At 57.4% G+C, this 24,445-nt stretch carries 19 protein-coding genes; 7 read left to right on the top strand and 12 right to left on the bottom strand.

Annotation, left to right across the window (positions count from 1 at the left end; translation table 11 throughout):
* The first annotated feature begins 67 nt into the window (after window positions 1-67).
* Entirely contained in the window at window positions 68-508 is a 441-nt protein-coding gene (locus K0F75_RS17105; protein WP_219063136.1) for a CBS domain-containing protein, read from the top strand.
* A gap of 92 nt (window positions 509-600) precedes the next feature.
* Here the strand turns inward: K0F75_RS17105 and K0F75_RS17110 are convergent, their stop codons facing one another.
* The 7 genes from K0F75_RS17110 to K0F75_RS17140 form a co-directional block, all read right to left on the bottom strand.
* Window positions 601-2,235 carry a sensor domain-containing diguanylate cyclase gene (locus K0F75_RS17110; RefSeq protein WP_219063137.1) on the bottom strand — a complete coding sequence of 545 codons (1,635 nt, stop codon included), beginning with the start codon at window positions 2,233-2,235 and terminating at the stop codon, window positions 601-603.
* Between the two features lie 220 nt (window positions 2,236-2,455).
* Complete coding sequence (gene prpF, locus K0F75_RS17115; protein WP_219063138.1) at window positions 2,456-3,646, bottom strand: 2-methylaconitate cis-trans isomerase PrpF; 1,191 nt, start codon at window positions 3,644-3,646, stop codon at window positions 2,456-2,458.
* A 59-nt stretch (window positions 3,647-3,705) separates the two neighbouring features.
* The gene (acnD, locus tag K0F75_RS17120; RefSeq protein WP_219063139.1) at window positions 3,706-6,300 is read right to left on the bottom strand and encodes a Fe/S-dependent 2-methylisocitrate dehydratase AcnD; all 2,595 of its coding nucleotides are present in this window, start codon (window positions 6,298-6,300) and stop codon (window positions 3,706-3,708) included.
* A 78-nt stretch (window positions 6,301-6,378) separates the two neighbouring features.
* Entirely contained in the window at window positions 6,379-7,506 is a 1,128-nt protein-coding gene (prpC, locus tag K0F75_RS17125; protein ID WP_219063140.1) for a 2-methylcitrate synthase, read from the bottom strand.
* Between the two features lie 78 nt (window positions 7,507-7,584).
* On the bottom strand, window positions 7,585-8,475 hold the full coding sequence (gene prpB / locus K0F75_RS17130) for a methylisocitrate lyase (protein ID WP_219063141.1): 891 nt from the start codon (window positions 8,473-8,475) through the stop codon (window positions 7,585-7,587).
* On the bottom strand, window positions 8,472-9,185 hold the full coding sequence (locus tag K0F75_RS17135) for a GntR family transcriptional regulator (protein WP_219063142.1): 714 nt from the start codon (window positions 9,183-9,185) through the stop codon (window positions 8,472-8,474). Before K0F75_RS17135 ends, prpB begins: the two co-directional genes overlap by 4 nt.
* Before the next feature lie 154 nt (window positions 9,186-9,339).
* On the bottom strand, window positions 9,340-11,112 hold the full coding sequence (locus tag K0F75_RS17140) for a murein L,D-transpeptidase (protein WP_219063143.1): 1,773 nt from the start codon (window positions 11,110-11,112) through the stop codon (window positions 9,340-9,342).
* Between the two features lie 84 nt (window positions 11,113-11,196).
* Between K0F75_RS17140 and K0F75_RS17145 the strand changes: the two genes are divergently transcribed.
* A complete protein-coding gene (locus K0F75_RS17145; protein WP_219063144.1) occupies window positions 11,197-11,904 on the top strand; it encodes a murein L,D-transpeptidase catalytic domain family protein in 708 nt (235 codons plus the stop codon).
* Between the two features lie 72 nt (window positions 11,905-11,976).
* Here K0F75_RS17145 and K0F75_RS17150 read toward each other — a convergent pair whose 3' ends face one another.
* The 5 genes from K0F75_RS17150 to K0F75_RS17170 all read right to left on the bottom strand — a co-directional run bounded on the left by K0F75_RS17150 (window position 11,977) and on the right by K0F75_RS17170 (window position 16,270).
* Window positions 11,977-12,408: a universal stress protein gene (locus K0F75_RS17150; RefSeq protein WP_219063145.1), complete on the bottom strand. Its 432-nt coding sequence runs from the start codon at window positions 12,406-12,408 to the stop codon at window positions 11,977-11,979.
* Between the two features lie 93 nt (window positions 12,409-12,501).
* On the bottom strand, window positions 12,502-13,449 hold the full coding sequence (locus K0F75_RS17155; RefSeq protein WP_219063146.1) for a sensor domain-containing diguanylate cyclase: 948 nt from the start codon (window positions 13,447-13,449) through the stop codon (window positions 12,502-12,504).
* Window positions 13,450-13,605: 156 nt separating this feature from the next.
* A complete protein-coding gene (locus K0F75_RS17160) occupies window positions 13,606-13,911 on the bottom strand; it encodes a helix-turn-helix transcriptional regulator (protein ID WP_219063147.1) in 306 nt (101 codons plus the stop codon).
* Between the two features lie 83 nt (window positions 13,912-13,994).
* Complete coding sequence (locus K0F75_RS17165) at window positions 13,995-15,119, bottom strand: alkene reductase (RefSeq protein ID WP_219063148.1); 1,125 nt, start codon at window positions 15,117-15,119, stop codon at window positions 13,995-13,997.
* Window positions 15,120-15,262: 143 nt separating this feature from the next.
* Window positions 15,263-16,270, bottom strand: a complete 1,008-nt coding sequence (locus K0F75_RS17170) for an NAD(P)-dependent alcohol dehydrogenase (RefSeq protein ID WP_219063149.1) — start codon at window positions 16,268-16,270, stop codon at window positions 15,263-15,265.
* Between the two features lie 278 nt (window positions 16,271-16,548).
* On the opposite strand from K0F75_RS17170, the gene K0F75_RS17175 reads away from it, so the two are divergent.
* The 5 genes from K0F75_RS17175 to K0F75_RS17195 all read left to right on the top strand — a co-directional run bounded on the left by K0F75_RS17175 (window position 16,549) and on the right by K0F75_RS17195 (window position 24,328).
* Window positions 16,549-17,310 carry a hypothetical protein gene (locus K0F75_RS17175; protein WP_219063150.1) on the top strand — a complete coding sequence of 254 codons (762 nt, stop codon included), beginning with the start codon at window positions 16,549-16,551 and terminating at the stop codon, window positions 17,308-17,310.
* 140 nt (window positions 17,311-17,450) lie between these two features.
* The gene (locus K0F75_RS17180; RefSeq protein ID WP_219063151.1) at window positions 17,451-17,762 is read left to right on the top strand and encodes a hypothetical protein; all 312 of its coding nucleotides are present in this window, start codon (window positions 17,451-17,453) and stop codon (window positions 17,760-17,762) included.
* Between the two features lie 171 nt (window positions 17,763-17,933).
* Window positions 17,934-20,207, top strand: a complete 2,274-nt coding sequence (locus tag K0F75_RS17185) for a bifunctional diguanylate cyclase/phosphodiesterase (protein ID WP_219063152.1) — start codon at window positions 17,934-17,936, stop codon at window positions 20,205-20,207.
* Window positions 20,204-21,793, top strand: a complete 1,590-nt coding sequence (locus tag K0F75_RS17190) for a PAS domain-containing methyl-accepting chemotaxis protein (RefSeq protein WP_219063153.1) — start codon at window positions 20,204-20,206, stop codon at window positions 21,791-21,793. Before K0F75_RS17185 ends, K0F75_RS17190 begins: the two co-directional genes overlap by 4 nt.
* 162 nt (window positions 21,794-21,955) lie before the next feature.
* On the top strand, window positions 21,956-24,328 hold the full coding sequence (locus tag K0F75_RS17195; RefSeq protein ID WP_219063154.1) for a DUF3772 domain-containing protein: 2,373 nt from the start codon (window positions 21,956-21,958) through the stop codon (window positions 24,326-24,328).
* Window positions 24,329-24,445 lie beyond the last annotated feature (117 nt).

The raw sequence follows: 24,445 nt of genomic DNA on the forward strand, positions 1-24,445 counted from the left end.
TGCAGCCTGCACCGCAGCGCCAGGGCGGTTCGCGGCCACCTATAAGAATGATAGTGGAGAAACCCTCATGAAGACCGTTGCACAACTGCTCAAGCTAAAGGCCATCCACAACCAGCACGTCCACACCATCGGTCCAGACCAGATGGTGCTGGAGGCGCTGCGGGTGATGGCCGAGAAAAATATCGGCGCTCTACCGGTGATCGAAGAGGGTCAAGTGGTCGGCGTTATCAGCGAGCGCGACTACGCACGCAAGATCGTTCTCCAGGGCAGATCCTCCATCGGCACGTCCGTCAGAGCCATCATGAGCTCGCCCGTCGTGACGGTGAACTCCCACCAAAGTATCGAGACGTGCATGGGGGTCATGACCGATAGCCACCTGCGTCATCTGCCCGTCGTGGAAGACGGACAACTGCTCGGCCTGCTGTCCATTGGTGACTTGATTAAAGAAGCGATAGCCGAGCAGGCTGACCTTATCCGGAAACTGGAACAGTATATTCGCGGACATTAAACTGACCGCTTTTCCGACAGATCAAAAAGCAAAAAGAATACAACCGGACTCAACTGATGACAGAGCCGTCTTGGGCCTCAGGTCATCGTTGGCTAATGTTTGTAGATTATATATTTGCCGCGCCCGGTCTTTTTAGCTTGATACATCACTCTGTCTGCGGCGCGCAGGAGATTATCCGCAGAGCTTTCCCTGTCCCACAGTGCTATACCGATTGAAACGCCGACGATGCACGATGTGCCGAAAATAAAAAATGGCGTTTTCAGTGCATCGATACACTTAGCGGCGACAGTGCTGACGGCCTCTTCGGCATTGTCGTCCTCAAGGTCACTTAGCAGCAAAACAAACTCATCGCCACCAATACGCGCGAGGGTATCGGACTCCCGCAACGTATTGGCGAAGCGCTTCGCAACCTGCCGCAACACCTCGTCACCGGCCTCGTGGCCGAGCGTGTCGTTGATATTCTTGAAACCATCGAGGTCCATGAACAATAGGCCGACCTGCGTTTCATTGCGGCGTGCGAGCGCTAATACCTGGCGAAGCCGCTCAGAAAGATGCGCTCTATTGGGCAAACCCGTCAGCGTATCGTGATGAGCCATGCGGGTCAGTTCAGTTTGATGGTCATTGAGTTTGATCAACAAACGATTGAACGCCGATATCAAGTGCCCTACTTCATCATCGCGGACGACAGGCAAGGGTTCGAGCGGCAACTCATCCCGCGTCATGCGGTCGGCGTGCTCTGCTGCATAAAACAAATGACGGAGGACGAAATACAGCCCGATCGAGGAGAGAACAGCGAATACCAAAATGGCGAAGACGGCATTTTTAATCAAAAAATGCTGCATCCGCCCCACCGTCGCAAACGCCTCGCTGCTCGGCACACGGCCGACGACAAACCAGCCCGTGCTCGGGACAGACACCATTGCCGCGACCTCTTCGACACCCTGCTCATCGACCGTGATCCCGGCACCGCGAAAGCCCGCCATGGCCCGATCATGAAGCACATCGACGCCGGGGGGCGGTGTGGGTTTGAGCACCTTGTCGAGATCAGAAGAGGCGACAAATAATTTATCTCTCGGAGAGACAAGCAAGAATCCACCCGTTGCATTACCAATACGACTCTGGAGTAACGAATCAAGAAACCCAGGGGCAGCCAGTGCCGTAACGCCAACCAAAACAGCTTGAACCACACCGCTTTCATTTCTGATCGGAGCAGAAATCGGCAGAACCGGCTCTTTTGCAGCACGGCCAACCACAGGACGACCGACAAATGAAGCACCGCCTAATCCAGCCTTAACATAGTCACGGTCAGCATAATTGATCGTCAGCGGATCGCGCAGAACAGGATAGTCCGCGATTGGAACGCCATTAGGCGTTACCACGAATAGACCCGCTGAGAACAACGTTTGGAAGTCGAAGTGCTCTTTCAGCCACGCACGTAGTTGCTCAGGCTGCGTAAGCAAACGCGTCGGCAAGGAGGCGGCAAGGCGTTCAAGCAAGACCTGGCGCTGAACAATTTTTCCATCAATATCGTGGGCAACATAAGTCGCCAACGCTAATTGTTGGTTTTCCACTACCGCGCTCAAATCCTCACGCAAAAAATGAGTCAGCACGAAATAGCGAAGGACAGAACCAGAGATAACAATGCACAGCGCCAGTACCAACAGTCGAGTAACGACACTATTGAAGATACGGGGAAGGCTTGTGCGCCCATAATATTTTTTTGGCATCCCGGGAGTTTACCCGAGGAGCAGCGTTTTTTGTGCACTGGAACAGGCGCAAAGGCGGACTTTACTGTCAGTTCGCCATTAAATATCCAGGACTTATGCTCTCTCACGGCCTCGGTCGAAAACAGAGACCGCGATGCGGCAATGAATCGCGCCAAGGAGCATCGGCGCGATAGCATTGTTTAACCGTTGACAGGTTCCCTGTATTCAGCGGTAGCGCACATTAGAACGCATCACCGGGCACACGGACCCATCCTTCCATCAGCACGCGAGCGCTGCGGCTCATGATGGCTTTGGTCACCGTCCATTCGCCATTTACCTGACTGGCTTCTGCCCCCACACGCAGGGTGCCTGAGGGGTGGCCGAAGCGTACAGCGCTACGCGCGCCACCGCCAGCAGCGAGGTTCACCAGCGTGCCCGGGATCGCCGCAGCGGCACCGATGGCCACGGCGGCCGTGCCCATCATGGCGTGATGCAGTTTGCCCATCGATAGCGCACGCACGAGCAAGTCAGCGTCATCGGCAGTCACACGCTTGCCGCTGGAGGACACGTATTCGGCCGGTTTGGCGACGAAAGCGATTTTCGGTGTGTGCTGACGCTTGGCGGCTTCATCAAGGTCCTGAATGAGGCCCATACGCAGCGCGCCATAAGCGCGAATCGTCTCGAACATCGCCAGTGCCTTGGGATCGCCGTTAATCGCGTCCTGCAGCTCGGTGCCCGTATAGCCGATGTCTTGCGCGTTAACGAAGATAGTCGGGATGCCGGCATTGATCATTGTGGCCTTGAATGTGCCAACACCCGGCACTTCAAGATCGTCCACGAGGTTACCGGTGGGGAACATCGAGCCGCCCGCGCCCTCTTCGTCGGCCGCCGGGTCCATGAATTCCACCTGCACTTCGGCAGCGGGAAAGGTCACGCCATCAAGTTCGAAGTCACCGGTTTCCTGGACAGCGCCATCGGTGACAGGCAGGTGCGCGATGATGGTCTTGCCGATGTTGGCCTGCCAAATGCGCACGGTCGCCATACCGTTATGCGGGACGCGGCTGGCATCGACCAGACCACTGCTGATGGCGAACGCGCCGACAGCGGCAGACAGGTTGCCGCAGTTGCCGCTCCAGTCAACGAACGGCTTATCGATGGACACCTGACCGAACAGGTAATCGACGTCGTGATCGGGCTTTGTGCTCTTGGACAGGATGACCGTCTTGCTGGTGCTCGAGGTTGCCCCGCCCATGCCGTCAATCTGTTTGCCGTAAGGATCGGGGCTGCCAATCACGCGCAACAACAGCGCATCGCGCGCCGCGCCGGGGACCTGTGCGGATACGGGGAGGTCTTGCAGGTTGAAAAAGACGCCTTTGCTGGTACCGCCACGCATGTAGGTGGCGGGGATCTTGATCTGGGGTACGTAAGCCATGGAAATAGTGTCCTGATAAGACTCAGGCGCAACGTTGCCGTCGCGCCTGAGTATGGTGCTTAGACAGCCGCAGTCGATTCAAGGAAGTCCTGGGCGAAACGCTGCAGAACACCGCCCGCCTCGTAGATCGACACTTCTTCGGCGGTGTCGAGACGGCAGGTGACTGGCACCTCGACACGTTCGCCGTTTTTGCGGTTGATCACCAGGGTCAGCGTGGTACGCGGGGTACGCTCGCCGATGACGTCGTAAGTTTCGCTGCCATCGATAGCCAGGGTGTGGCGGTCGGTGCCCGGTTTGAACTCCAGCGGCAACACGCCCATGCCGACCAGGTTGGTACGGTGAATGCGCTCGAAGCCTTCGGCCGCGATGGCTTCCACGCCAGCCAGACGCACGCCTTTGGCAGCCCAGTCACGCGAGGAACCCTGACCGTAGTCAGCACCGGCGATGATGATCAACGGCTGCTTGCGTTCCATGTAGGTTTCGATGGCTTCCCACATGCGCATGACCTGGCCTTCCGGCTCGACGCGGGCCAGGGAACCCTGTTTCACCTTGCCGTTTTCCAGCACCATCTCGTTGAACAGTTTCGGGTTGGCGAAGGTGGCGCGTTGCGCGGTCAAGTGGTCGCCGCGGTGGGTGGCGTAAGAGTTGAAGTCCACCTCTGGCAGGCCCATTTTGAACAGGTACTCACCGGCTGCGCTGTCGAGCATAATCGCGTTCGACGGCGACAAGTGGTCGGTGGTGATGTTGTCCGGCAGCACGGCCAGCGGGCGCATGCCCTTGAGCGGACGAGCGCCAGCCAGCGCGCCTTCCCAGTACGGCGGACGGCGGATATAGGTGCTCATCTCGCGCCAGTCGTACAGCGGCTTGACCTTGGGACCCGTGTCTTCCTCGATGGCAAACATCGGGATATAGACCTGGCGGAACTGCTCCGGTTTTACCGAGGCCTTGACCACCGCGTCGATCTCTTCATCGCTCGGCCAGATGTCCTTCAGGCGAATTTCCTTGCCGTCGGCATCCAGGCCCAGCACATCCTTCTCGATGTCAAAACGGATGGTCCCGGCGATGGCGTAGGCCACCACCAGTGGCGGCGATGCGAGGAACGCTTGCTTGGCGTACGGGTGGATTCGACCGTCAAAGTTGCGGTTGCCCGAGAGTACCGCGGTGGCGTACAAGTCGCGGTCGATGATTTCCTGCTGGATCACCGGATCCAGCGCGCCAGACATGCCGTTACAGGTGGTGCAGGCAAACGCCACGATACCGAAGCCTAATTGCTCCAGTTCGTCAGTCAGGCCGGCTTCATCCAGGTACAACGCGACGGTCTTGGAACCGGGTGCCAGGGAAGACTTGACCCAAGGCTTGCGGGTCAGCCCCAGCTTGTTGGCGTTACGCGCCAGCAGGCCAGCAGCGATGACGTTGCGTGGGTTGCTGGTGTTGGTGCAACTGGTGATAGCCGCGATGATGACCGCACCGTCCGGCATCTGGCCGGGAACGTCGTCCCACTGGCCGGCAATGCCCTTGGCCGCGAGGTCCGAGGTGGCCACTCGGGCGTGGGGATTGCTCGGGCCCGCCATGTTGCGAACCACCGAGGACAGATCAAAGGTCAGCCCACGTTCGTATTGGGCGCCCTTCAGGCTGTCGGCCCAAAGGCCGGTCAATTTTGCGTAACTCTCGACCAGTTTCACCTGCTCGTCTTCACGGCCGGTGAGCTTGAGGTAGTCGATGGTTTGCTGGTCGATATAGAACATCGCGGCGGTGGCGCCGTATTCCGGGGCCATGTTGGAGATGGTCGCGCGATCACCAAGGGTCAGTGCCGAGGCACCTTCACCGAAGAACTCCAGCCAGGCGCCGACCACCTTTTGCTGGCGCAGGAACTGGGTCAGTGCCAGCACCATGTCGGTGGCGGTGATGCCCGGCTGCAACTTGCCGGTGAGTTCGACGCCGACGCTTTCCGGCAGACGCATCCAGGAGGCGCGGCCAAGCATGACGCTTTCTGCTTCAAGGCCACCGACACCGATGGCGATTACGCCCAACGCATCAACGTGCGGGGTGTGGCTGTCGGTGCCAACGCAGGTGTCAGGGAACGCCACGCCATCACGCACCTGGATCACCGGAGACATTTTCTCCAGGTTGATCTGGTGCATGATGCCATTGCCCGGCGGGATCACGTCGACGTTCTTGAAGGCTTTTTTGGTCCAGTTTATGAAGTGGAAGCGGTCTTCGTTGCGGCGATCTTCGATGGCGCGGTTCTTTTCGAACGCCTCGGGATCGAAGCCACCGGACTCAACGGCCAACGAGTGGTCGACGATCAATTGGGTCGGCACCACCGGGTTCACTTGCGCAGGATCACCACCTTGCAGCGCGATCGCATCACGCAAGCCAGCGAGGTCGACCAGCGCGGTCTGGCCGAGAATGTCGTGACACACCACACGGGCCGGGAACCACGGAAAGTCGAGATCGCGCTTGCGCTCGATGAGCTGGTTCAGCGATGCGGTCAACATGGCCGGGTCGCAACGGCGCACCAGGTTCTCGGCCAGCACGCGCGATGTATAAGGAAGTGTATCGAAGGCCCCAGGCTTGATTCCGTCCACCGCCGCGCGCGTGTCGAAATAATCCAATCGGGTGCCAGGTAAAGATTTGCGGTATTCAGTGTTCATGGCGTTGGGACTCAATCACGGAATGTTCAGGGATGGGCGGGGAGCACCGAAGATCATGGTCCACTCCCCTTTTCCCAATCAGCGTTGTTCGATGGGCACGAACTTGCGCTGTTCGACGCCGATGTATTCGGCACTCGGGCGGATGATGCGGTTATTGCCACGCTGTTCGAACACGTGAGCGGCCCAGCCGGTCAGGCGTGAGCAGACAAAGATCGGCGTGAACAACTTGGTCGGGATACCCATGAAGTGGTAGGCCGAGGCGTGGTAGAAGTCAGCGTTTGGAAACAGTTTTTTCTGTTCCCACATGGTTTTGTCGATGGCTTCGGACACGGGGTACAGCACGGTGTCACCCACTTCATCGGCCAGTTTTTTCGACCAGCCCTTGATCACCTCGTTACGCGGGTCGGACTCTTTGTAGATCGCGTGACCGAAGCCCATGATCTTGTCCTTGCGCTCAAGCATGCCCAGCGTGCCTTTAACGGCTTCTTCGGCAGAACCGAAACGCTCGATCATTTCCATCGCGGCTTCGTTGGCGCCGCCGTGCAGCGGACCGCGCAATGAGCCGATGGCTGCGGTGATGCAGGAATACAGGTCCGACAGCGTCGAGGCACAAACGCGGGCGGTAAAGGTCGAGGCGTTGAATTCATGCTCAGCGTACAAAATCAACGAAACGTCCATCACCTTGCGGTGCAGTTCGCTCGGTTTTTTATCCAGCAGCAGGTGCAGGAAATGCCCGCCGATGGACTCTTCGTCCGTCACGCAATTAAGGCGTACGCCGTCATGACTGAACCGATACCAGTAGCACATGATGGCCGGGAACGCCGCCAGCAGGCGATCAGTGACGTCGTGCTGCTGCGCAAAACTCGCTTCTGGCTCCAGGGTGCCGAGCATAGAAGCACCGGTACGCATGACGTCCATCGGGTGGGTCTCGGCAGGAATGCGCTCGAGCACTTCCTTCAAGGCTTGCGGCAGATCACGCAGACCTTGCAGCTTGCTCATGTACGCCGAAAGTTCGGTCTTGGTCGGCAGCTCGCCGTAAAGCAGCAGGTAAGCCACTTCTTCAAAACGCGCCTCGGCGGCCAGTTCACGCACGTCGTAACCACGGTAGGTCAGGCCGGCTCCGGCTTGCCCAACGGTAGACAATGCGGTCTGCCCCGCCACCTGGCCTCGCAGGCCAGCCCCGCTCAACACTTTTGCTTCAGCCATTGCTTTCTCCAATCTTGAATTTATTTGGGAAACGGCAATCCGGTCCAGGCGACGTTACGCCTGGACCGGCACCCAGAATCACTTCTTCTGCGCGAACAACGCATCGAGTTTCTGCTCGAAGATGTGGTAATCAATGGCGTCGTAGAGCTCCATACGCGTCTGCATGGTGTCGATGACATTCTTCTGCGTGCCGTCGCGACGAATCGCGGTGTAGACGTTCTCTGCAGCCTTGTTCATGGCGCGGAACGCTGACAATGGGTATAGCACCAGAGAGACATCGGCCGACGCCAGTTCATCAGTGGTATACAGCGGGGTAGCACCGAACTCGGTGATGTTGGCCAGGATCGGCGCGCCAACCTGGGCAGCAAACAGCTTGTACATCGCCAGCTCGGTGATCGCTTCCGGGAACACCATGTCAGCGCCCGCTTCAACGCAAGCCGCAGCCCTTTCCAGTGCCGACTCCAGGCCTTCGACTGCCAGTGCATCGGTACGCGCCATGATCACGAAGCTATCATCGGTACGCGCATCGACGGCTGCCTTGATACGGTCGACCATCTCTTGCAGGGAAACGATTTCTTTGTTCGGGCGATGGCCGCAACGCTTGGCGCCGACCTGATCTTCGATATGAATCGCTGCTGCGCCGAACTTGATCATCGACTTGACTGTACGCGCCACGTTGAACGCGGACGAGCCGAAACCGGTATCCACGTCCACCAGCAGCGGCAAGTCGCAGACATCGGTGATACGACGTACGTCGGTCAGCACGTCATCCAGGCCAGTGATGCCCAGGTCCGGCAAGCCGAGCGAACCTGCTGCCACGCCGCCACCCGAAAGATAGATGGCTTTGAAGCCGGCGCGCTTGGCCAGCAGTGCGTGGTTGGCATTGATCGCGCCTACCACTTGCAATGGATGTTCGCTGGCGACGGCATCACGGAAACGTTGACCGGGAGTAGTTTTGGCGGAACTCATTTTTCACCTCGGGCTGTCGGTTGGGGAGCGGCCTGATAATGGCGCTCGATGTTGCGTTTGGATGCGCTGATATGGCGGCGCATTAACAATTCGGCCAGTTCGCCGTCACGCTCGGCAATGGCATCAAGAATACGGTGGTGTTCGGCAAACGCCTGACGCGGACGATTGGGCGTCGCAGAGAACTGGATGCGGTACATGCGCACCAGTTGATAAAGCTCGCCACAGAGCATTTGGGTCAGCGTGCGGTTGCCGCTGCCTTGAATGATCCGGTAATGGAAGTCGAAATCGCCTTCTTGCTGGTAGTAGCCCACGCCCGCCTTAAAAGCGGCATCTTGTTCGTGGGTATCGAGAACGCGGCGCAATTCGTCGATCTCTTCGACGGTCATGCGTTCGGCGGCCAGACGACAGGCCATGCCTTCCAGCGATTCGCGAATTTCATACAGCTCGATGAGCTCGGCGTGGCTCAGGGAAACCACACGAGCGCCCACGTGGGGAATACGCACCAACAAACGCTGCCCTTCCAGGCGATGGATTGCTTCACGCAGCGGTCCCCGGCTGATGCCGTAGGCGCGTGCCAGCTCTGGCTCGGAAATCTTGCTGCCGGGCGCGATCTCACCCCGCACGATGGCCGACTGGATACGCCGGAACACATGCTCGGAGAGGGTGCCAGACTCCTCGCCTACAACCTGGGTTTCTGCAAGATCTTCCATTACATTGTCGACACATTGGCAATTAGATGGCGGAAAATTACGACCAATCCCCATAAATGTCAAATGTCATTAGACTATTGTCGACAATGCGCCGCACCAACACCGAGACATGGATTAGATCATGCACCGGCTTCAGTCAAGGCCGTGTCGACGGTTATCGAGAGGGCTTCGGGGCCTCGTTTTGCCACGTCGCCGCATCGGAAAATCCTACACGCGGCAACGCCAGAACGGACGGATCTAAAGGCTGATTCAGCGCGCGCAGCACGGGGGAGTCGTACCCGTACACGTCAGGTTTAAACGTCACTCGACCATCATCACCCAAGCCCACTGTCCAATAGGCCAGCAGCACAGGCACCTTCACGGGGAGCCTGATATTTTCTGTAATGCCGTTGGCCAACTGAGCCTGAATACCGGCGGCGTTCCAGCGAACCGGGTCGTTAAACAACAACTCTACCAACTGAAGCGGGTTTTCAACCCTGATACAGCCTGAACTTGTCGCGCGGCGTGCCTGGGCGAACAACTCTCGATGTGGCGTGTCGTGGAGATACACCGAATACTCATTTGGAAACCGTATGGCAACCTGGCCAAGAGAGCTGTCCGGGCCAGCATCCTGGCGCAGTGTGATGCCGCGCGGGTTATGCCAATCAACGGTTGATGGATTCAGGACAGTCCCTTGACGGTCAAGGACGCGAATACGGTTTGCGTCAAGGTAATGAGGGTCCTTTAGAATCTTGGGAAGAACATCATTAGTAAGAATGGTCGGTGGAACTGTCCACGTGGGGTTAAACGTTACATGCGTAATCTCGGATTGAAAGACCGGCGTACTGCGGAAAGGTTTACCGACCTGCACACGAGAACGCCAGATAACCTTGCCGTCACGGTAGAACGCAATCTTGTACCCGGCGATATCAACAACGACGAACGTGCCCTGAAGTTTATACAATAGCCAACGCGCCCGTTCCATGTTCACGCGGACTTGGTCTATACGCGCGCCTATGGGTATATTCAACGCCGCAAGTGTTGCCGCACCGGCGGTGCCATCCACGGGAAGGTAGTGCTCGGACTGAAACTGTTTAACCGCAGTTTTAACGACGTCGTCGTAGTCAGTCCGCGTTGCCACTTGCTCGTCCAGATAACCGCCTGCCGCCAAACGGGCTCGCAGCGCTGCGACTGAAGCACCGGCAACGCCTGGCTTGAGTGCCTGCCCGACAGGAACCAGCGGCCAGCCACCCGAGTCTCGACGCTGGCGAAGTTGTGCCAACCCCTCTCGCAGCCGGCTGTAAATCGCATCTTGTGGCGGCGCCTGATTGAATGCACGTGCGACGTCATGGTTTTCGACGGCAACAAACAAGTCTTTGAGATCTTCCCGCGGGTCGACATCGACCGGGTCGAAGTTCCAGTGTATTTCCAAACGAGAGGGATCGACTTTGCCGCGCCGCAGCTGGAGCAGCGCTGCGATGTAGGCACGGGTAGCCGCAATATCAAACATGGCGCGTTGCGCCGGGGACGGCGTTGCTGCGTGCATCAACCCTGCAGCCCTGGCCAGCTCATCAATGCGGAAATCACGAGGGTCCAGGCCGTCTGCCTGAATGTCGTTCAGACTCTTCAACAGCTGCGCGACGTCGCTAACATTCGTCCAGGCAGCACGAAAGTTACGTTGAGCATAAAAATCGACGACCGCACGACTGACCTCCAGCCGTTGGTGGCGGGGTGGCGCGGCGGGCAGAGGGGAAGAAGGCGTTGCGCCCGACGGGGCGAGCGCGGCCTGGATCGTCTGTGCCACCTCGTCGGCTGGCGCAACGTCACTGACGCTGTGTGCTATGGTTGTCGCCGAGACAGGCAAAGGCTCTGCCGTCGCTGAGTTGCTTATCAGGACTCCCATAAAAAAGACGCGGCTTAACATGGATAAGTTTGATAGTTGCAGCATGGACGTCCTTAGTTTCTCGTATCAATGGAAAGCTAGCATTCCTAACACTGCTAGGCTCGTATAAATAGCCATGAGACAACCCACATGACGCTCGACCGCTTTGGCTTTTTAATGGCCTTCATGCTTCTGATATCCCTCTCTGCCGAGATAGCGTACGCCGATTCGCTTGAGGTCGCGCTGGTCAAAGCCGCACCCGATGCTAACGCCAAGGTTATTGCGCTGGCTGTCCATGCCTCTCAGTGCAGGCGGGCACAAGGCGAATCGCCTGCGCAAAGACTCGCCGTCATTGATTACTCACTGCCCTCCACCGAACAGCGACTGTGGGTGTTTGACCTGCAACGCCGCACATTACTGTTCCATGAACTGGTTGCGCACGGCCGGAACAGCGGCGAAAACATGGCCCGTCAATTTTCCAACCAGAATCAAAGCATGGCCACCAGCCTGGGCCTGTACAGGACGCGTGCGACGTACCTCGGCCATAACGGTTACTCATTGCGCATGGAAGGGTTAGAACCCGGCTTCAATGATAATGCCCTCGACCGAGCGATTGTGATTCATGGAGCACCCTATGTCAGCGGTGATCTGGCGCGTTCGAATGGCCGTATTGGCAGAAGTTTAGGTTGCCCGGCCGTGCGACCGGCAATTGCTCATCAACTCATCGATTCAATGAAAGATGGCCAGTTGCTATTCTCTTATTACCCCGACCCGCGCTGGCTTAATTCATCCTTGTTTATCAATTGCGATAACGCCACCGTGGCGGAAGTGTCAAAACCGGTTAGAACGTTTCAATGAGTTAACGCGGGGTAACATGGGACCGTAGTACCGTCCGCGCCCTACCCCGCTTATGACACAACGACGTTATTGCTACTTCACCAGCACCACCGGAACCGATACCTCGTGAATGACCCGGTTCGCTACCGAACCCAGCAGTAATCCGCCGAAGCTGCCCAAGCCTCGCGTCCCCATGACCACGGTATCGCACCCCAACCGCTTGACTGCCTCATTGACCTGCTCCGCCACATTGCCGAGGGCCGCGTGGGTTTCATGGGCAACGCCAGCAGCCGACAATAAAATAGCAGCCTCTTCAAGCACACTGTTGGCCTTGGTCAAAAGCCCTTCGTTTACATCTTCGACCATGCCGCTCGTAAAGTAATCCCCGTACATAACCGGCCCATACTGCGCATTAAAAACATGAATTTCCAAGGGCCGCGCACTGTCGCGAAAAAGGTCGATCACGTACTGCAGAGCACGCTTTGAAGGCTCCGAGCCATCAAACGCAACCAGAACTTTATGCATGTCAAATCTCCCTTAATGTGTGAAACAACCATAGACCATTCCACACATCGAGGGACTTACACCTTAGACATCATTGAGGTAGCTAAGGCGGCATCAATCGCTGAAGTCAGCGTACTCGGCGCCCATCCTGCCGCTACGCTTGACGTGGTAGAGCAGCCCATCGACTTTCTCGACGAATAGCAGCGCCGTCTCATCGTGCTTGGGGGTCGTGGTGCCAACCCCCAGGCTCAGGGTCAAGAGTGCTGAAACGTCTGACTTTGGGTGGCTGATCTGCTGTTGGCGGATCAATTGCAGGCATTTCTCCGCCACACCCCTAGCCTTTTCGGCAGTGGTGTCAGGCAGTAACCAAACGAACTCTTCGCCCCCAATACGCGCGATGAAATCCCCTGGGCGGTTCGCTGCTTGCGACAGGGTCTGGGCCACTCGCCGCAGGGCTTCGTCGCCCTTCACATGCCCATAGTGATCGTTGTACTGCTTGAAGTAATCGATATCCAGAATAATCAAAGACAGCGGGCGTTGATTCCGCTGTGCACGACTCCACTCGCGTTCAAGGACTCTATCGAACATGCGTCGGTTGGCGATCCCGGTGAGTCCATCCTGAAAGGAATATTCTTCAAGCTGCTTTTGCAGGCGAATCAGATGCTCTTCGGTCTTCTTGCGTTCGCTAATGTCAAACATGAAGCCGACCAAGGCTTCAACTTCGCCATCCTTGCGCACAACGTGCACCACATCACGTATCCAGACGTACTCGCCATCCTTGGTCAATGCTCGATAATCCGCCTCATGGTCAACGCCGGCTTTGGACTGCGATACGCAGAAATTAACCACATAGTCACGATCATCCGGGTGCATGCGCGCAACCCAGTCATCAACCCCGACCCAGCTGTCCGGCGTCCACCCGAGCAGCCCTTCGATCTGCGGTCCTATGTAGCTGAACGTCATTGTTTTCCAGTCGATCCGCCAAGGGATTGCCTTGGTCGACTCAAGCAGGGTTTTATAAACAGCGCTATCGGTTTCAGGAGGGAGTTTGGCGGTGCTCATATCGACCATGCTTCGATGGGGGCGGTACGTAATAGCATGTTGCTACTATCGATACGAAGCAAGGTCGAATTCATTGAAGCGATGCGCGGCACTTCGCAGTGTTTGCTGAACGCTCCAGGGCCAATCACAGGTGATATCAACGGCCTGAGAACACACTCAAATGAGCGCTTTGAGTGCTTGCTGGAATTGTTCGATGTTCTGCTCGTGGCGCTTGTAATACGTCCACGGGCCAATGCGCTGCGACGTTACCAGTTGAGCCCTTTGCAGCGCGGCGAGGTAAAGCGAAACCGTTGATTGCGATAAGTTGGCCCGCGCCTGAATGATGCTCACGCAAACACCGACCTCATCGGCATTGACCTCTTGCTCGGGGAAGTTTTTACGGGGCTCTTTGAGCCACGCAAGAATGGACAACCGAGTGGGGTTGTCCAGTGCCTTCAGGGCTTCGCTGATATCAATACTCATAGGTCATTCGCATCTGCTTTTCGAGATATTACGATATCTACACCGAAAATACAGCGCGCCGCCCCTCGCGACGCGTCCGATGCTTAAACGCTGTGGCAGGGATAGTCGGTATACCCCATCGCAGTGCCGCCATAAAGGCTGGCGGGATCAGCCAGATTCAGCGGCCAGCCATTGGCGATGCGCTGCGGCAAATCCGGGTTGGCGATAAAGGGGCGTCCAAATGCGATCAGGTCACTCCAGCCCTCGCCGATAGCTTTCTCACCGCGCACTGCCGTGTATTTGCCTGCGTAGATAATGCGCCCACTGAACGCAGCGCGAGCCGCGTGACGAAAACTCGCCGGTAACTGCGGTGCGTCGTCCCAGTCAGCCTCGGCCAGCGACAAGTAGGCGATGCCGATGCCTTCCAGTACCTTGATCGCTGCGATGTAGGTTGCATGAGGGTCGTCTTCAACCAGCCCGAGGTAGACGCGCGCTTCGTCGGTGCTTTGAAACAGCGGCGAGAAACGCACCCCCACACGATTTTTGCCCACTCGATCGGCTACCGCTTGAGTCACTTCCCTGAGAAAGCGCAAACGATTGTCCAGGCTACCGCCGTATTCATCCTCACGCTGGTTGCTGTGCTTAGAGATGAACTGGTTGATCAGATAACCATTGGCACTGTGGATCTCAACGCCATCAAAGCCCGCATCCATCGCATTCTGTGCAGCTTGCGCATAGAACGAAACCAACTCTGCGATCTCTTCACGTGTCAGCGCTCGGGGCTGGGACGGCGCGCTTAACTCACCCGTACCCGGTCCTGTTTCGACAAATACGCTGACCCCTTGTGCGGCAATCGCCGAGGGCGCTACCGGCGCGCCACCGTCTGGTTGTAGCGAAACATGCGAGACCCTGCCGACATGCCAGAGTTGGGCGAAGATGACTCCGCCGTCGGCGTGCACCTTGGTTGTCACCTTGCGCCAGCCCTCGATCTGTTCTGCAGTGTGGATGCCCGGTGTCCAGGCGTAACCCTGCCCTCTTGGTTCAATCTGGGTACCTTCAGTGACCATGAAGCCCGCACCACTGCGCTGGGAATAGTAGGTCGCCATGAGGTCATTCGGCACATTGCCTGGCTGCGAGCTGCGGGAGCGGGTTAACGGTGGCAGGACCACACGGTTTTTCAGGGTATAGGGGCCGAGTTCGGTGCTGCTGAATAGAGTCGAGTGTTTCAACGTGGAATCCTTATGAATCACGGGTACTGATTAATAACAGCGGCCACCATAATATAGATATTGAGATATCTCAATATCTATATTCGAACCCGCCACCTCTCAGGGTGGCGGCTATCGGATTTTTCGTGTCACATCAACAGCACTTAGAACGCGAGACAGATTTTCCCCAAGTGAGCACCCGACGCTTCATGGGCAAAGGCCCTACCGATATCAGTCAGCACGAAGGTGCTGTCGATCACCGGTTTGATACCCATCGCTTCAAGCCCGCGCACCATGTCCCGCTGGTTCTGCCGGCTGCCCACGATCAACCCCTGCAGACGTTGTTGTTTGGCCATCAATGCCGCCGTCGGCACCGGACCTTCCCATCCTGTGAGAACGCCGATCAGGGCGATATGCCCACCGATACGGCACGCGATTATTGATTGAGGCAACGTGCCCGGACCGCCGACTTCGATGACGTGGTCCACCCCTCGGCCGCCGGTCAATTTGAGCACTTCGTTGCCCCACTCGGGCTGATGGCGGTAGTTGATCGTATGGTCTGCACCCAGCTCTCGAACCTTGGCCAGCTTGGCGTCTGACGACGAGGTGGCAATCACCGTTGCGCCCATCGCCTTGGCCATTTGCAAGGCGAAAATCGACACGCCCCCGGTGCCCAGCACCAACACACTGTCACCCGCCTTGAGCCCACCATCGACGACAAGCGCCCGCCAGGCGGTAAGCCCTGCCGTGGTCAATGTGGCGGCTTGCACATGGCTGTAACCCGCAGGCGCCAGCGTGAACCAGTGACTTGGCTTGACCACTACCTCGCGGGCATAACCATCCACGCCATCACCGGGTGTCGTGCTGAAGTCGGCAATCGCGGCACCGCCGGTTTCCCAGCTCGGAAAAAAACACGAGACGACATGGTCGCCGACCTTGAACTCGCCGACACCCTCACCCACGGCCTCCACCACCCCCGCGCCATCGGCCATAGGGATACGCCCATCGGCGGTCGGCATCATGCCGGTCACTACCGCGTAATCGTGAAAATTCAATGAGCACGCATGAATGCGCACACGAATCTGCCCGGCAGCGGGTTGTCCAGGATCGGGTAGCTCGACCAGTTGAAGGTTTTCCAGCGACGCAGGCAGCGTGATCTTGATAGCTTTCATTAAGCGATTCTCCAAAAAAGAGGCTTCGATAAGGCTCGCGCACCGCGAAAAGCCAACACTGACATGAGACAGACACCCGAGCGGCGGAAGAAATTCGACCTTCACCCCGAAAAACCGAGAATAGCACCCCGCTCCAGCGCCGACGGTACGCGGGCGGTATCGCTGAGCGGTGGCTGAATATTCAAACGCTATCCGACGCCTTAACACCGCCCGGCCGTCTACTATCATGACTCTACCGAACAGCCTGAAGACAACGACAACGACAATGGAGGTTGAACTTGAATCATCTGATGATCGCGTCAGTCGTTTTCATCTGCCTGTTCGGTAGCGCGCTGCTGGGTTCGTATCTGCGCGGGCGGCTGCCCTCTCAACACCTGAGCGATGAATCCATCAGCGTAGTGAAACTCGCCACAGGCCTGATCGCGACAATGGCCGCCCTGGTGCTCGGCCTTCTGGTCTCGTCAGCCAAAGGCACTTTCGATACGACCAGCGCCGAGCTCGTGGGAACGGCGGCCAAGGTCGTTCAATTCGACCGTGTGTTGTCCCGATATGGGCCGGACACCCAAGAAATCCGCAGCCTGCTCAAGCATAACTACGCGGGCGTCATGCAGGTGCTTGCATCACGCGATGCGTCACAGATCGCAAAGCTCGACAGCCCCGAGGCGATAAACCGTTCTGAAGAACTGCAGCGCAAGGTGGAAGCCCTTTCCCCCGGCAATGATGCTCAGCGTGCGCTCAAGGAACGTGCCTTGCTGGTCATGGATGAAGTGTTTGCTACCCGCTGGCTGGCACTCCTTCAGGCAAATGGCTCGATCCCGTTTACGATGCTTGCGATTCTAGTGTCGTGGCTGTCCATTATCTTCGGCACCTTTGGCCTGTTCGCGCCCCGTAACGGCACCATTTTGGCCGTACTAATGATGTGCGCACTATCAACCTCCGCGGCGATTCTTCTGGTCGAGGAACTGAACAGACCGCTCGATGGTTTGATCGGCGTATCACTTGAGCCCATACGCGACACACTGGGCAGACTCGGTCAGTAGCCAAATCCAGGGCGAGCACCTGTGTGGGAGAGAGGCGCCCCTAGTTTTTCCAATTTGCTTTTAAGCTGATCTGAATCAATGGCCCATGACCGACGGCGCTATAAACAGTACGTTTGACTGAGCAAGGAAATAGCCGAGTTATGTGTAGCTCCAGCCCGCCGGCCCGGATTATCTGCAATGACCACGTACTCGCCAACACGCTGCGCGGCCAGATGGCAACCATAGCCCCCAACTGCGAAGTGCTCAGCGCGCCGGATGATTGCAGTCATGCTCCTTTTTGCCGCTGGCTCGGCGAATCGCACCTTAGCAACGCCGGGCGGGTTCAGGCCGCGCTGATTGAGGCCATCGAAACGCTGGAGCGCTCACGACACGCCTTTAAATCCCGTGAGCTAGGACTACTAAGACAGCGACTGGTCGTTCTTTCGCGAGAGTTGTCAGGCAGTTCGGAATAATGTATTTATGCCACTACTAGTAGGTTCCGCTCGCTGCGGGGACCGGCTTTGCCGAGCAGGACAATGGGCCTGAAAGACGAAGCGCCATGACGCCAGTTCTTAATTGGAACGCGCCGTCATGGCGTTTTTTTTTGGCCTAAAAAGCCCACTTTGGGGACTCAAGGGACAAGGATGAAAATAACAAACGATCTTGCCGAGTTGCTGAAACGTACCCGTCTCGATCCTGAGGAGATCGCCGAACGCTTCCGTTTTCTCGACTGGCAAGAGGAGGATGCCAAGCGCCTAAGCGCAGCAGCACAGCGGATGGCACCAGCGCAGCAAGCGTTCGTCGATCACTTGTACCGCCACTTGGAACAGTTCGCCACGCCGTCCGCGCTGCTGCGCATGCCAGAGGTCACTGCCCGTCTGAAGCAAAGCCAGATTGAGTATTACCAGCGCTTATGGGCCGGCCCTTATGATGACGACTACGTCAACGGCCGACTGCGTATTGGAGTGATACATCAGAAGGTCGGTCTGGAATTAAAGTGGTACCTCGGCGGTTATCGCCTTTACCTCGACGACATGCTATCGAGCTTGTTTGACGATGACCGCAGCATCACCCTCTACTCCAGCCTGTTGAAAGCGGTTTTTTTCGACATATCCCTCGCCATCGACACTTACAGTGCCGCTCAGCACAAGGCTCTGGAAGACAGTGAGGCTCGCTTCGCGCGGGCTCTGCGCGGCGCCAACGACGGGCTCTGGGACTGGCATGTCGACCAGGATCGACTGTATGTTTCCGAGCGATGGGCAAGCATGCTCGGTCTCAGCCGAGACAGCATCGGCGAGACCAGCGCCAGTTGGTTCAGCCGAATACATCCAGACGACCTGCCAGACTTTCACCAGGCCATCGACGCACATTTAAAGGGGCAGACGCCCTCTTTTCATCATGAATACCGTATCCGCCAGCACGACAGTAGCTATATCTGGGTGCTGGTACGTGGCGTAGCAGACGCGACCACACCCGGCCAACTGCGCATGGCGGGCTCGCAATCCGATATCAGCGCATACAAAGGTGCGGAGCAGCGCCTCAAGCATACCGCCCGCCATGACTCGTTGACCGGCCTGGCCAACCGTATGCGCTTTGACGAGCAGTTGCAGTCTGCCCTCTTACGCCAGGGCAAAAACGGCACACGTGAAGCTGCGCTACTGTTCATTGATCTCGACCGCTTCAAGCTGATCAACGATAGCCTCGGTCACCGCGCCGGTGATCACGTATTGGTCGAGGTGGCGAAACGCCTGAATGGCTGCCTTCGCCCTGGCGATCAACTGTTCCGCTTCGGTGGCGACGAATTCATCGTGCTACTTGACGACCTCGCCTGCAGCAGCGATGCCGAGCATGTGGCCCAGCGCCTCCTCGACAGCCTGCGTCAGCCACTGCACCTGGATAATCGAACCTTGGTGGTCAGCGCCAGCATCGGCATCACGCCGCTACAGGACGAAGGCACAACGCTGGACACCCTGCAGGCCGCCGACCTTGCGCTCTACCGCGCCAAAGCGGCCGGGAAGGCGCAGTTCGCCCGTTACACTGAGGGACTGCAGATCGTCGCACAGCACCATCTGGAACTGGAGTCATCTCTGGGCCAGGCGCTGCAAAACGACGAGTTCGAACTGCATTACCAGCCGATCTGCCGAATTGATCAGGACCACGTGCACCTGACCGGGGTCGAAGCACTATTACGCTGGCGGCGTGGCGAGCGCTTGATCTCGCCACTGGAGTTCATCCCTGCGCTGGAGGAGTCTGGAGAGATCATCCACGTCGGTGAATGGGTATTGCGCCAAGCCTGCCGACAGACGCGTGCCTGGCAACTGACCGGCCAGGGAGGCCTGCGCTGCTCGGTCAACATCTCTAGCCGCCAATTGCAACAAGCCGATTTCGTCCCCCGGCTGATAGACATCCTGCAAGACAGCGGCTTGCCACCCTCCAGCCTGATTCTGGAGATTACCGAAAGCCTACTCATGCATGACAACGCGGAGACGCTGTCCTGTCTGAACGAGTTGGCCAGCCTTGGCGTGCAGTTGGCACTCGACGACTTCGGCACCGGTTACTCCTCCCTCGGCTATCTCAAACGCTTCCCGCTGCACATCCTCAAGGTGGACAAAAGCTTCATCGGCGGCACCCCGGACGATAGCGAACTGAGCACGATCAGCCGAGCAATCATTGGCCTCGGCCGTAGTCTCGGCATGGAGGTGGTGGCGGAGGGTGTCGAAAGCGACGCACAACTCGACTTCGTTGTTGGTGAAGGCTGTCACTACGCCCAAGGCTACTGGTTTAGTCGACCAAGACCCGCCGCCAATCTGCAACAGTTGTTCAGCGGAGAGGACTGTTTCGAAGGTCTGTGGTGCCTACTGCCGGACGCGCAACAGACACCCATTTATGACCCCGCAGCTACGGAGGCAGAACAATGAAAATCAATCTCCCGGTAAGTGGTCGCGCAGTCGAATTCAGCACCAGCGCGAATATTCTTTCCACAACCAACCCCAAGGGCGCAGTCACCTACGTCAACCCCGACTTCATAGATATCAGCGGCTATAGCGAGGCCGAGTTGCTCGGCGTCAATCACAATATCGTGCGCCACCCGGACATGCCGCCGGAGGCCTTCTCGCACATGTGGCAGACGCTCAAATCCGGGCGCTCGTGGATGGGAATGGTCAAGAATCGTTGCAAAAACGGCGACCACTACTGGGTCAGTGCCTACGCGATGCCCATGTTGCGGAACGGCGAAGTCGTTGAATATCAGTCCGTACGTACACAACCAAAAAAGGAATGGGTAGACGCCGCCGAGCGCCTCTATGCCGAGCTACGCAGCGGTGGAAAGCCACGCTGCCTGCGTCCGCCAAGGCTGTCCGTGGGCTTGCGCCTGGCGCTTACTGTGGCCGGGCTGAACCTGCTCGGCTTTGCCGCTCTAGTCCTCGTCGGGGCCTTATCCTGGATCAATGCGCTCGTCGCGGCTCCGCTATTCAGCCTGCTGCTCGGTGGGTTGTTGCGCTACAACCTGCAGCCCCTCGACGCCCTCGCCCGCAAGGCTCATAACATCGCCGACAATCCGCTGAGCCAGGCCCTGTATAGCGGCCGCCGCGATCAATTTGGACAAATTGATTTCGCCCTCCATATGCTCGACGCTGAAACCCGCGCCGTCGTCGGGCGCATCGCCGACTCGGCCAGTCAATTGAACAAGGAAGCAGGCGAGCTAGTCGCCGCGGTGGACGGCAGCAGCAAAGCCACCCTCCAGCAACAGGGAGAAACTGCTCAGGTGGTCAGCGCGGTCTCCCAGATGTCCAACAGCGTGCAAGAAGTGGCGCGCAATGCTCAGCTAACCGCCAGCGCGGTCAGTTTAGCCGATCAAGAAACCAACCTTGGTCTGCAACTGGTCGAGCAAACCTGCCAACACATCAACCACCTGGCCGACGAGGTGCAGCAGACCAGCTCGACGATCAACCAACTGGAACTGCAAAGCCAAGACATAAACCGTGTGTTGGAGGTGATCCAGAGCATCGCCAAGCAAACGAATCTGCTCGCCCTTAATGCTGCCATAGAGGCAGCCCGCGCTGGCGAGGCTGGACGCGGCTTCGCTGTTGTCGCTGACGAAGTGCGTGGGTTGGCCTCACGCACCCAGCACTCCACCGAAGAAATCCAAAGCATCATCGACACCCTACGCTGTTCGACCGGCGATGCTGTGGCCGCCATGCAACGCAGTCACCGGATAGCCGGGGTCAGCGTCGAACAGGCACTACTGGCCACCAAGGCGCTAGACGGGATCAACCAGCGGGTTAGTGATATCAGCGAGATGAGTGTGCAGATAGCTGCCGCAGTGGAGGAGCAAAACGCAATGGGTGACCATATTCAGTCCAGTCTTGATGGCATTCGCATGGCTACCGACAGCAATGTAGTCGCCAGCACCCAGAGCCGCACCGCCTCTGACCATGTCGCCGGACTGGCCAAGCATCTGCAACTGTTGTCGGAACAGTTCTGGGGCCGCCAACACAGAAATTGAGCGCAGCGGCGTAACGAAGAACACCTCCATTCGATCATGTCCATGTGGAAACCTCGTGATCGTCACCTAGACTCACGCAATTACGTTCAGCGAGGAGGTGCTTGATGTGGCTCATCCATGGTCCGGGGAAAGGGCGACTAAAACAGCGAGCCGGGCCCTCCCATGCGCTCTGCCTTGAAACTGATCTGCCTACTGCTGCTTGGCTTGGCATCCGGGACGCTTCCTGCCGCTAACATCGCGGATACCTCGGTAACGTATGAGGAGGCGTTTACATCAGCAGTTCCCCAAAGCGACCTGCAAACACTACGGCTCCGACTGAACACACTCAAACAACAAGTGTCGGTCACGACCAATTACACTCAGTTGGTAGGGCTTCAGGACCCCGTACAAGACCTGGTCAGTGACATAGACCAACGGGTCGCCTCGCTACTTCCTGAACAGGCAAAGATACAGGCTCAACTGGACGTATTAGGACCCGTACCCACCGATGACGCGACGATGGAAAAACCTGACATCGCACAACAACGGTCCTACCTCACCGCTCGAAAATCCCTGTTAGACGGCGACTTGAAACTGCTGGAAGGCATCAAAGAGAACGCCGTTAATCTCAGCATCCAAATTGCCGGTATCCGTCGAAGTCAGTTGGGAACTGAACTGGCGTTACGCACCGGAAGCATCCTGGGCTCCCGGTTCTGGTCACCGTTATTCGCCCCCCTTGCCGAGGACAAGCAGCACCTGAATGCTTTCCTTGAGCAGGCCGCGTCTGCCATACGGGTAGCGTGGCAGCCGGAGCAGCGAACGATGTCCGTTACACTGCTGCTGTTAGCCCTGGCGGTATGGACCTTGGGTCGCAGGTTGGCTGAGTGGGGGCTGACGTGGGTTTGCATCCACTGGTTACCCGAAGAGCGGCTGCGGCGCAGCTCACTGGCGCTGACAACAACACTGGCGACCGTATTGACCACCGCCTGTGCGGTTCAGCTCGTGTATTTTGTCCTTACCCGACAGCATCAATTGACGCCGACACTGCAGAGTTTCTCTGACGAACTCGAAAAGCTGGCCTATACATGCGCCATGATTACCGGCCTGAGCCGAGCCTTGTTATCCACTCGGCATCCATCCTGGCGCTTACCCTCTATTGCCGATCCGGTGGCGCTGGCCATAAAGCCTTTTCCACGCAGATTGGCAGCTCTGCTCATGGTGCTCGTTTCTCTGGTACAGATGAGCAACGTGGCCGACATGAGTTCACAGGTCATCATTTTTGGGCGTGGCGTGGTGGCGATGGGCGTAGCGCTAATCATTGGCGCGTTGCTGCTGCGTGTAAATCACATCCGAAGAATGATGGCGGCGGCAAGTGAACCGCCTGAATCAAGTACTCTCTTCGCCGGACTGATTTATGCCAGCGCGAGCATCGTCGTCGTGCTGTCGCTGCTCTCCTTGTTGATTGGCTACACCTCTCTGGCAAGGTTTCTTACTTACGAACTGGTGTGGATTTATATTGTCCTGTCCAGTTTCTACCTGCTGACACAACTGCTCAAAGATACCTGCGATAACGTTTTTTCGCCCAAACACTCAAGTGGCAAAGCCATCAAGCAACTATTGGGAATTGGTGACGTACGCCTAGAGCAGGTAGCGATCGTTTTGTCGGGTGCAGGTAGAGCACTGCTATTGTTGCTCGCGGTCATTGCGCTGTTCGTGGGTGGGGTCGGTAGCACGCTTGGACAACTGGTTCACAGCATCTTCGGGGTGCTCGGTGGCGACGGACTGCGCAAACTGAATATTATTCCGGCACACCTCTGGCACGCCGGCCTGGCCCTTGCCATAGGCGTTTATATGGTTCGAACGCTAAGCAAGTGGCTAGACACAGAGCTATTGCCTAAAACAGATATGGACCCAGGCATGTGCGCCTCGCTGAGCACGTTGTTCAGCAACATTAGTTACGCCGTGGTCATTCTGCTGACCTTGTCTACCCTTGGGGTCGAGTGGCAAAGTCTTGCCTGGATAGTCAGTGCCTTGTCAGTGGGCATCGGCTTCGGCCTGCAGGAAATCGTCAAGAATTTCGTCTCTGGAATCATTCTGCTCACCGAGCGCCCAGTCAAAGTCGGCGACCTGATAAGCATCAGCGGAGTCGAAGGGGATATCCGTCGGATCAACGTGAGGGCCACAGAAATTCAACTCAGCGATCGGTCGATCGTTATTGTCCCCAACTCCCAATTGATCTCACAAAACCTGCGCAACGTGACCATGGGCGGTAGTTCTCTAGGTGTAGCCACACTTGAGCTCATCTTTCCACTTGATATCGATCCGGAACAAGTCAAAAGCCTGTTACTGGCTGCCTATGACGAACACAAAATCATTCTCGACAAACCCGTACCTTCGGTAAGATTCAGCAAACTGACGCCTGATGGCATCACGTTAACCATCACCGGTTATGTCAGTAGCCCTAGAATCGTTAGCGCGACCAAGAGCGACCTGCTTTTTGAAATCCTCAAGCGACTGAGCGTTGCCGGCATTCCCTTGGCCAGCCCTAAACCTTGATACCTATGAAATTTTCCAGTCGGATGGATTGTTTAAATGCAGTGGGCCCGTTTGTATAGATAGGCACATGGCTGCACGGATCTGCCTCCCCACCTTCCGACGCCATTCCTGATAAAC

Source organism: Pseudomonas sp. UMAB-08 (assembly GCF_900095225.1).
Taxonomy (GTDB): domain Bacteria; phylum Pseudomonadota; class Gammaproteobacteria; order Pseudomonadales; family Pseudomonadaceae; genus Aquipseudomonas.

Bases quoted from the DNA above. Each gene is read 5' to 3' on its own strand.
- prpF (WP_219063138.1), bottom strand. From the start codon at position 3,646: ATGGCTTACGTACCCCAGATCAAGATCCCCGCCACCTACATGCGTGGC.
- prpC (WP_219063140.1), bottom strand. From the start codon at position 7,506: ATGGCTGAAGCAAAAGTGTTGAGCGGGGCTGGCCTGCGAGGCCAGGTG.
- K0F75_RS17170 (WP_219063149.1), bottom strand. From the start codon at position 16,270: ATGAAAGCTATCAAGATCACGCTGCCTGCGTCGCTGGAAAACCTTCAA.
- K0F75_RS17150 (WP_219063145.1), bottom strand. From the start codon at position 12,408: ATGCATAAAGTTCTGGTTGCGTTTGATGGCTCGGAGCCTTCAAAGCGT.
- K0F75_RS17110 (WP_219063137.1), bottom strand. From the start codon at position 2,235: ATGCCAAAAAAATATTATGGGCGCACAAGCCTTCCCCGTATCTTCAAT.
- prpB (WP_219063141.1), bottom strand. From the start codon at position 8,475: ATGAGTTCCGCCAAAACTACTCCCGGTCAACGTTTCCGTGATGCCGTC.
- K0F75_RS17190 (WP_219063153.1), top strand. From the start codon at position 20,204: ATGAAAATCAATCTCCCGGTAAGTGGTCGCGCAGTCGAATTCAGCACC.
- K0F75_RS17180 (WP_219063151.1), top strand. From the start codon at position 17,451: ATGTGTAGCTCCAGCCCGCCGGCCCGGATTATCTGCAATGACCACGTA.
- acnD (WP_219063139.1), bottom strand. From the start codon at position 6,300: ATGAACACTGAATACCGCAAATCTTTACCTGGCACCCGATTGGATTAT.
- K0F75_RS17195 (WP_219063154.1), top strand. From the start codon at position 21,956: ATGCGCTCTGCCTTGAAACTGATCTGCCTACTGCTGCTTGGCTTGGCA.
- K0F75_RS17155 (WP_219063146.1), bottom strand. From the start codon at position 13,449: ATGAGCACCGCCAAACTCCCTCCTGAAACCGATAGCGCTGTTTATAAA.
- K0F75_RS17135 (WP_219063142.1), bottom strand. From the start codon at position 9,185: ATGGAAGATCTTGCAGAAACCCAGGTTGTAGGCGAGGAGTCTGGCACC.
- K0F75_RS17140 (WP_219063143.1), bottom strand. From the start codon at position 11,112: ATGCTGCAACTATCAAACTTATCCATGTTAAGCCGCGTCTTTTTTATG.
- K0F75_RS17160 (WP_219063147.1), bottom strand. From the start codon at position 13,911: ATGAGTATTGATATCAGCGAAGCCCTGAAGGCACTGGACAACCCCACT.
- K0F75_RS17145 (WP_219063144.1), top strand. From the start codon at position 11,197: ATGACGCTCGACCGCTTTGGCTTTTTAATGGCCTTCATGCTTCTGATA.
- K0F75_RS17105 (WP_219063136.1), top strand. From the start codon at position 68: ATGAAGACCGTTGCACAACTGCTCAAGCTAAAGGCCATCCACAACCAG.
- K0F75_RS17185 (WP_219063152.1), top strand. From the start codon at position 17,934: ATGAAAATAACAAACGATCTTGCCGAGTTGCTGAAACGTACCCGTCTC.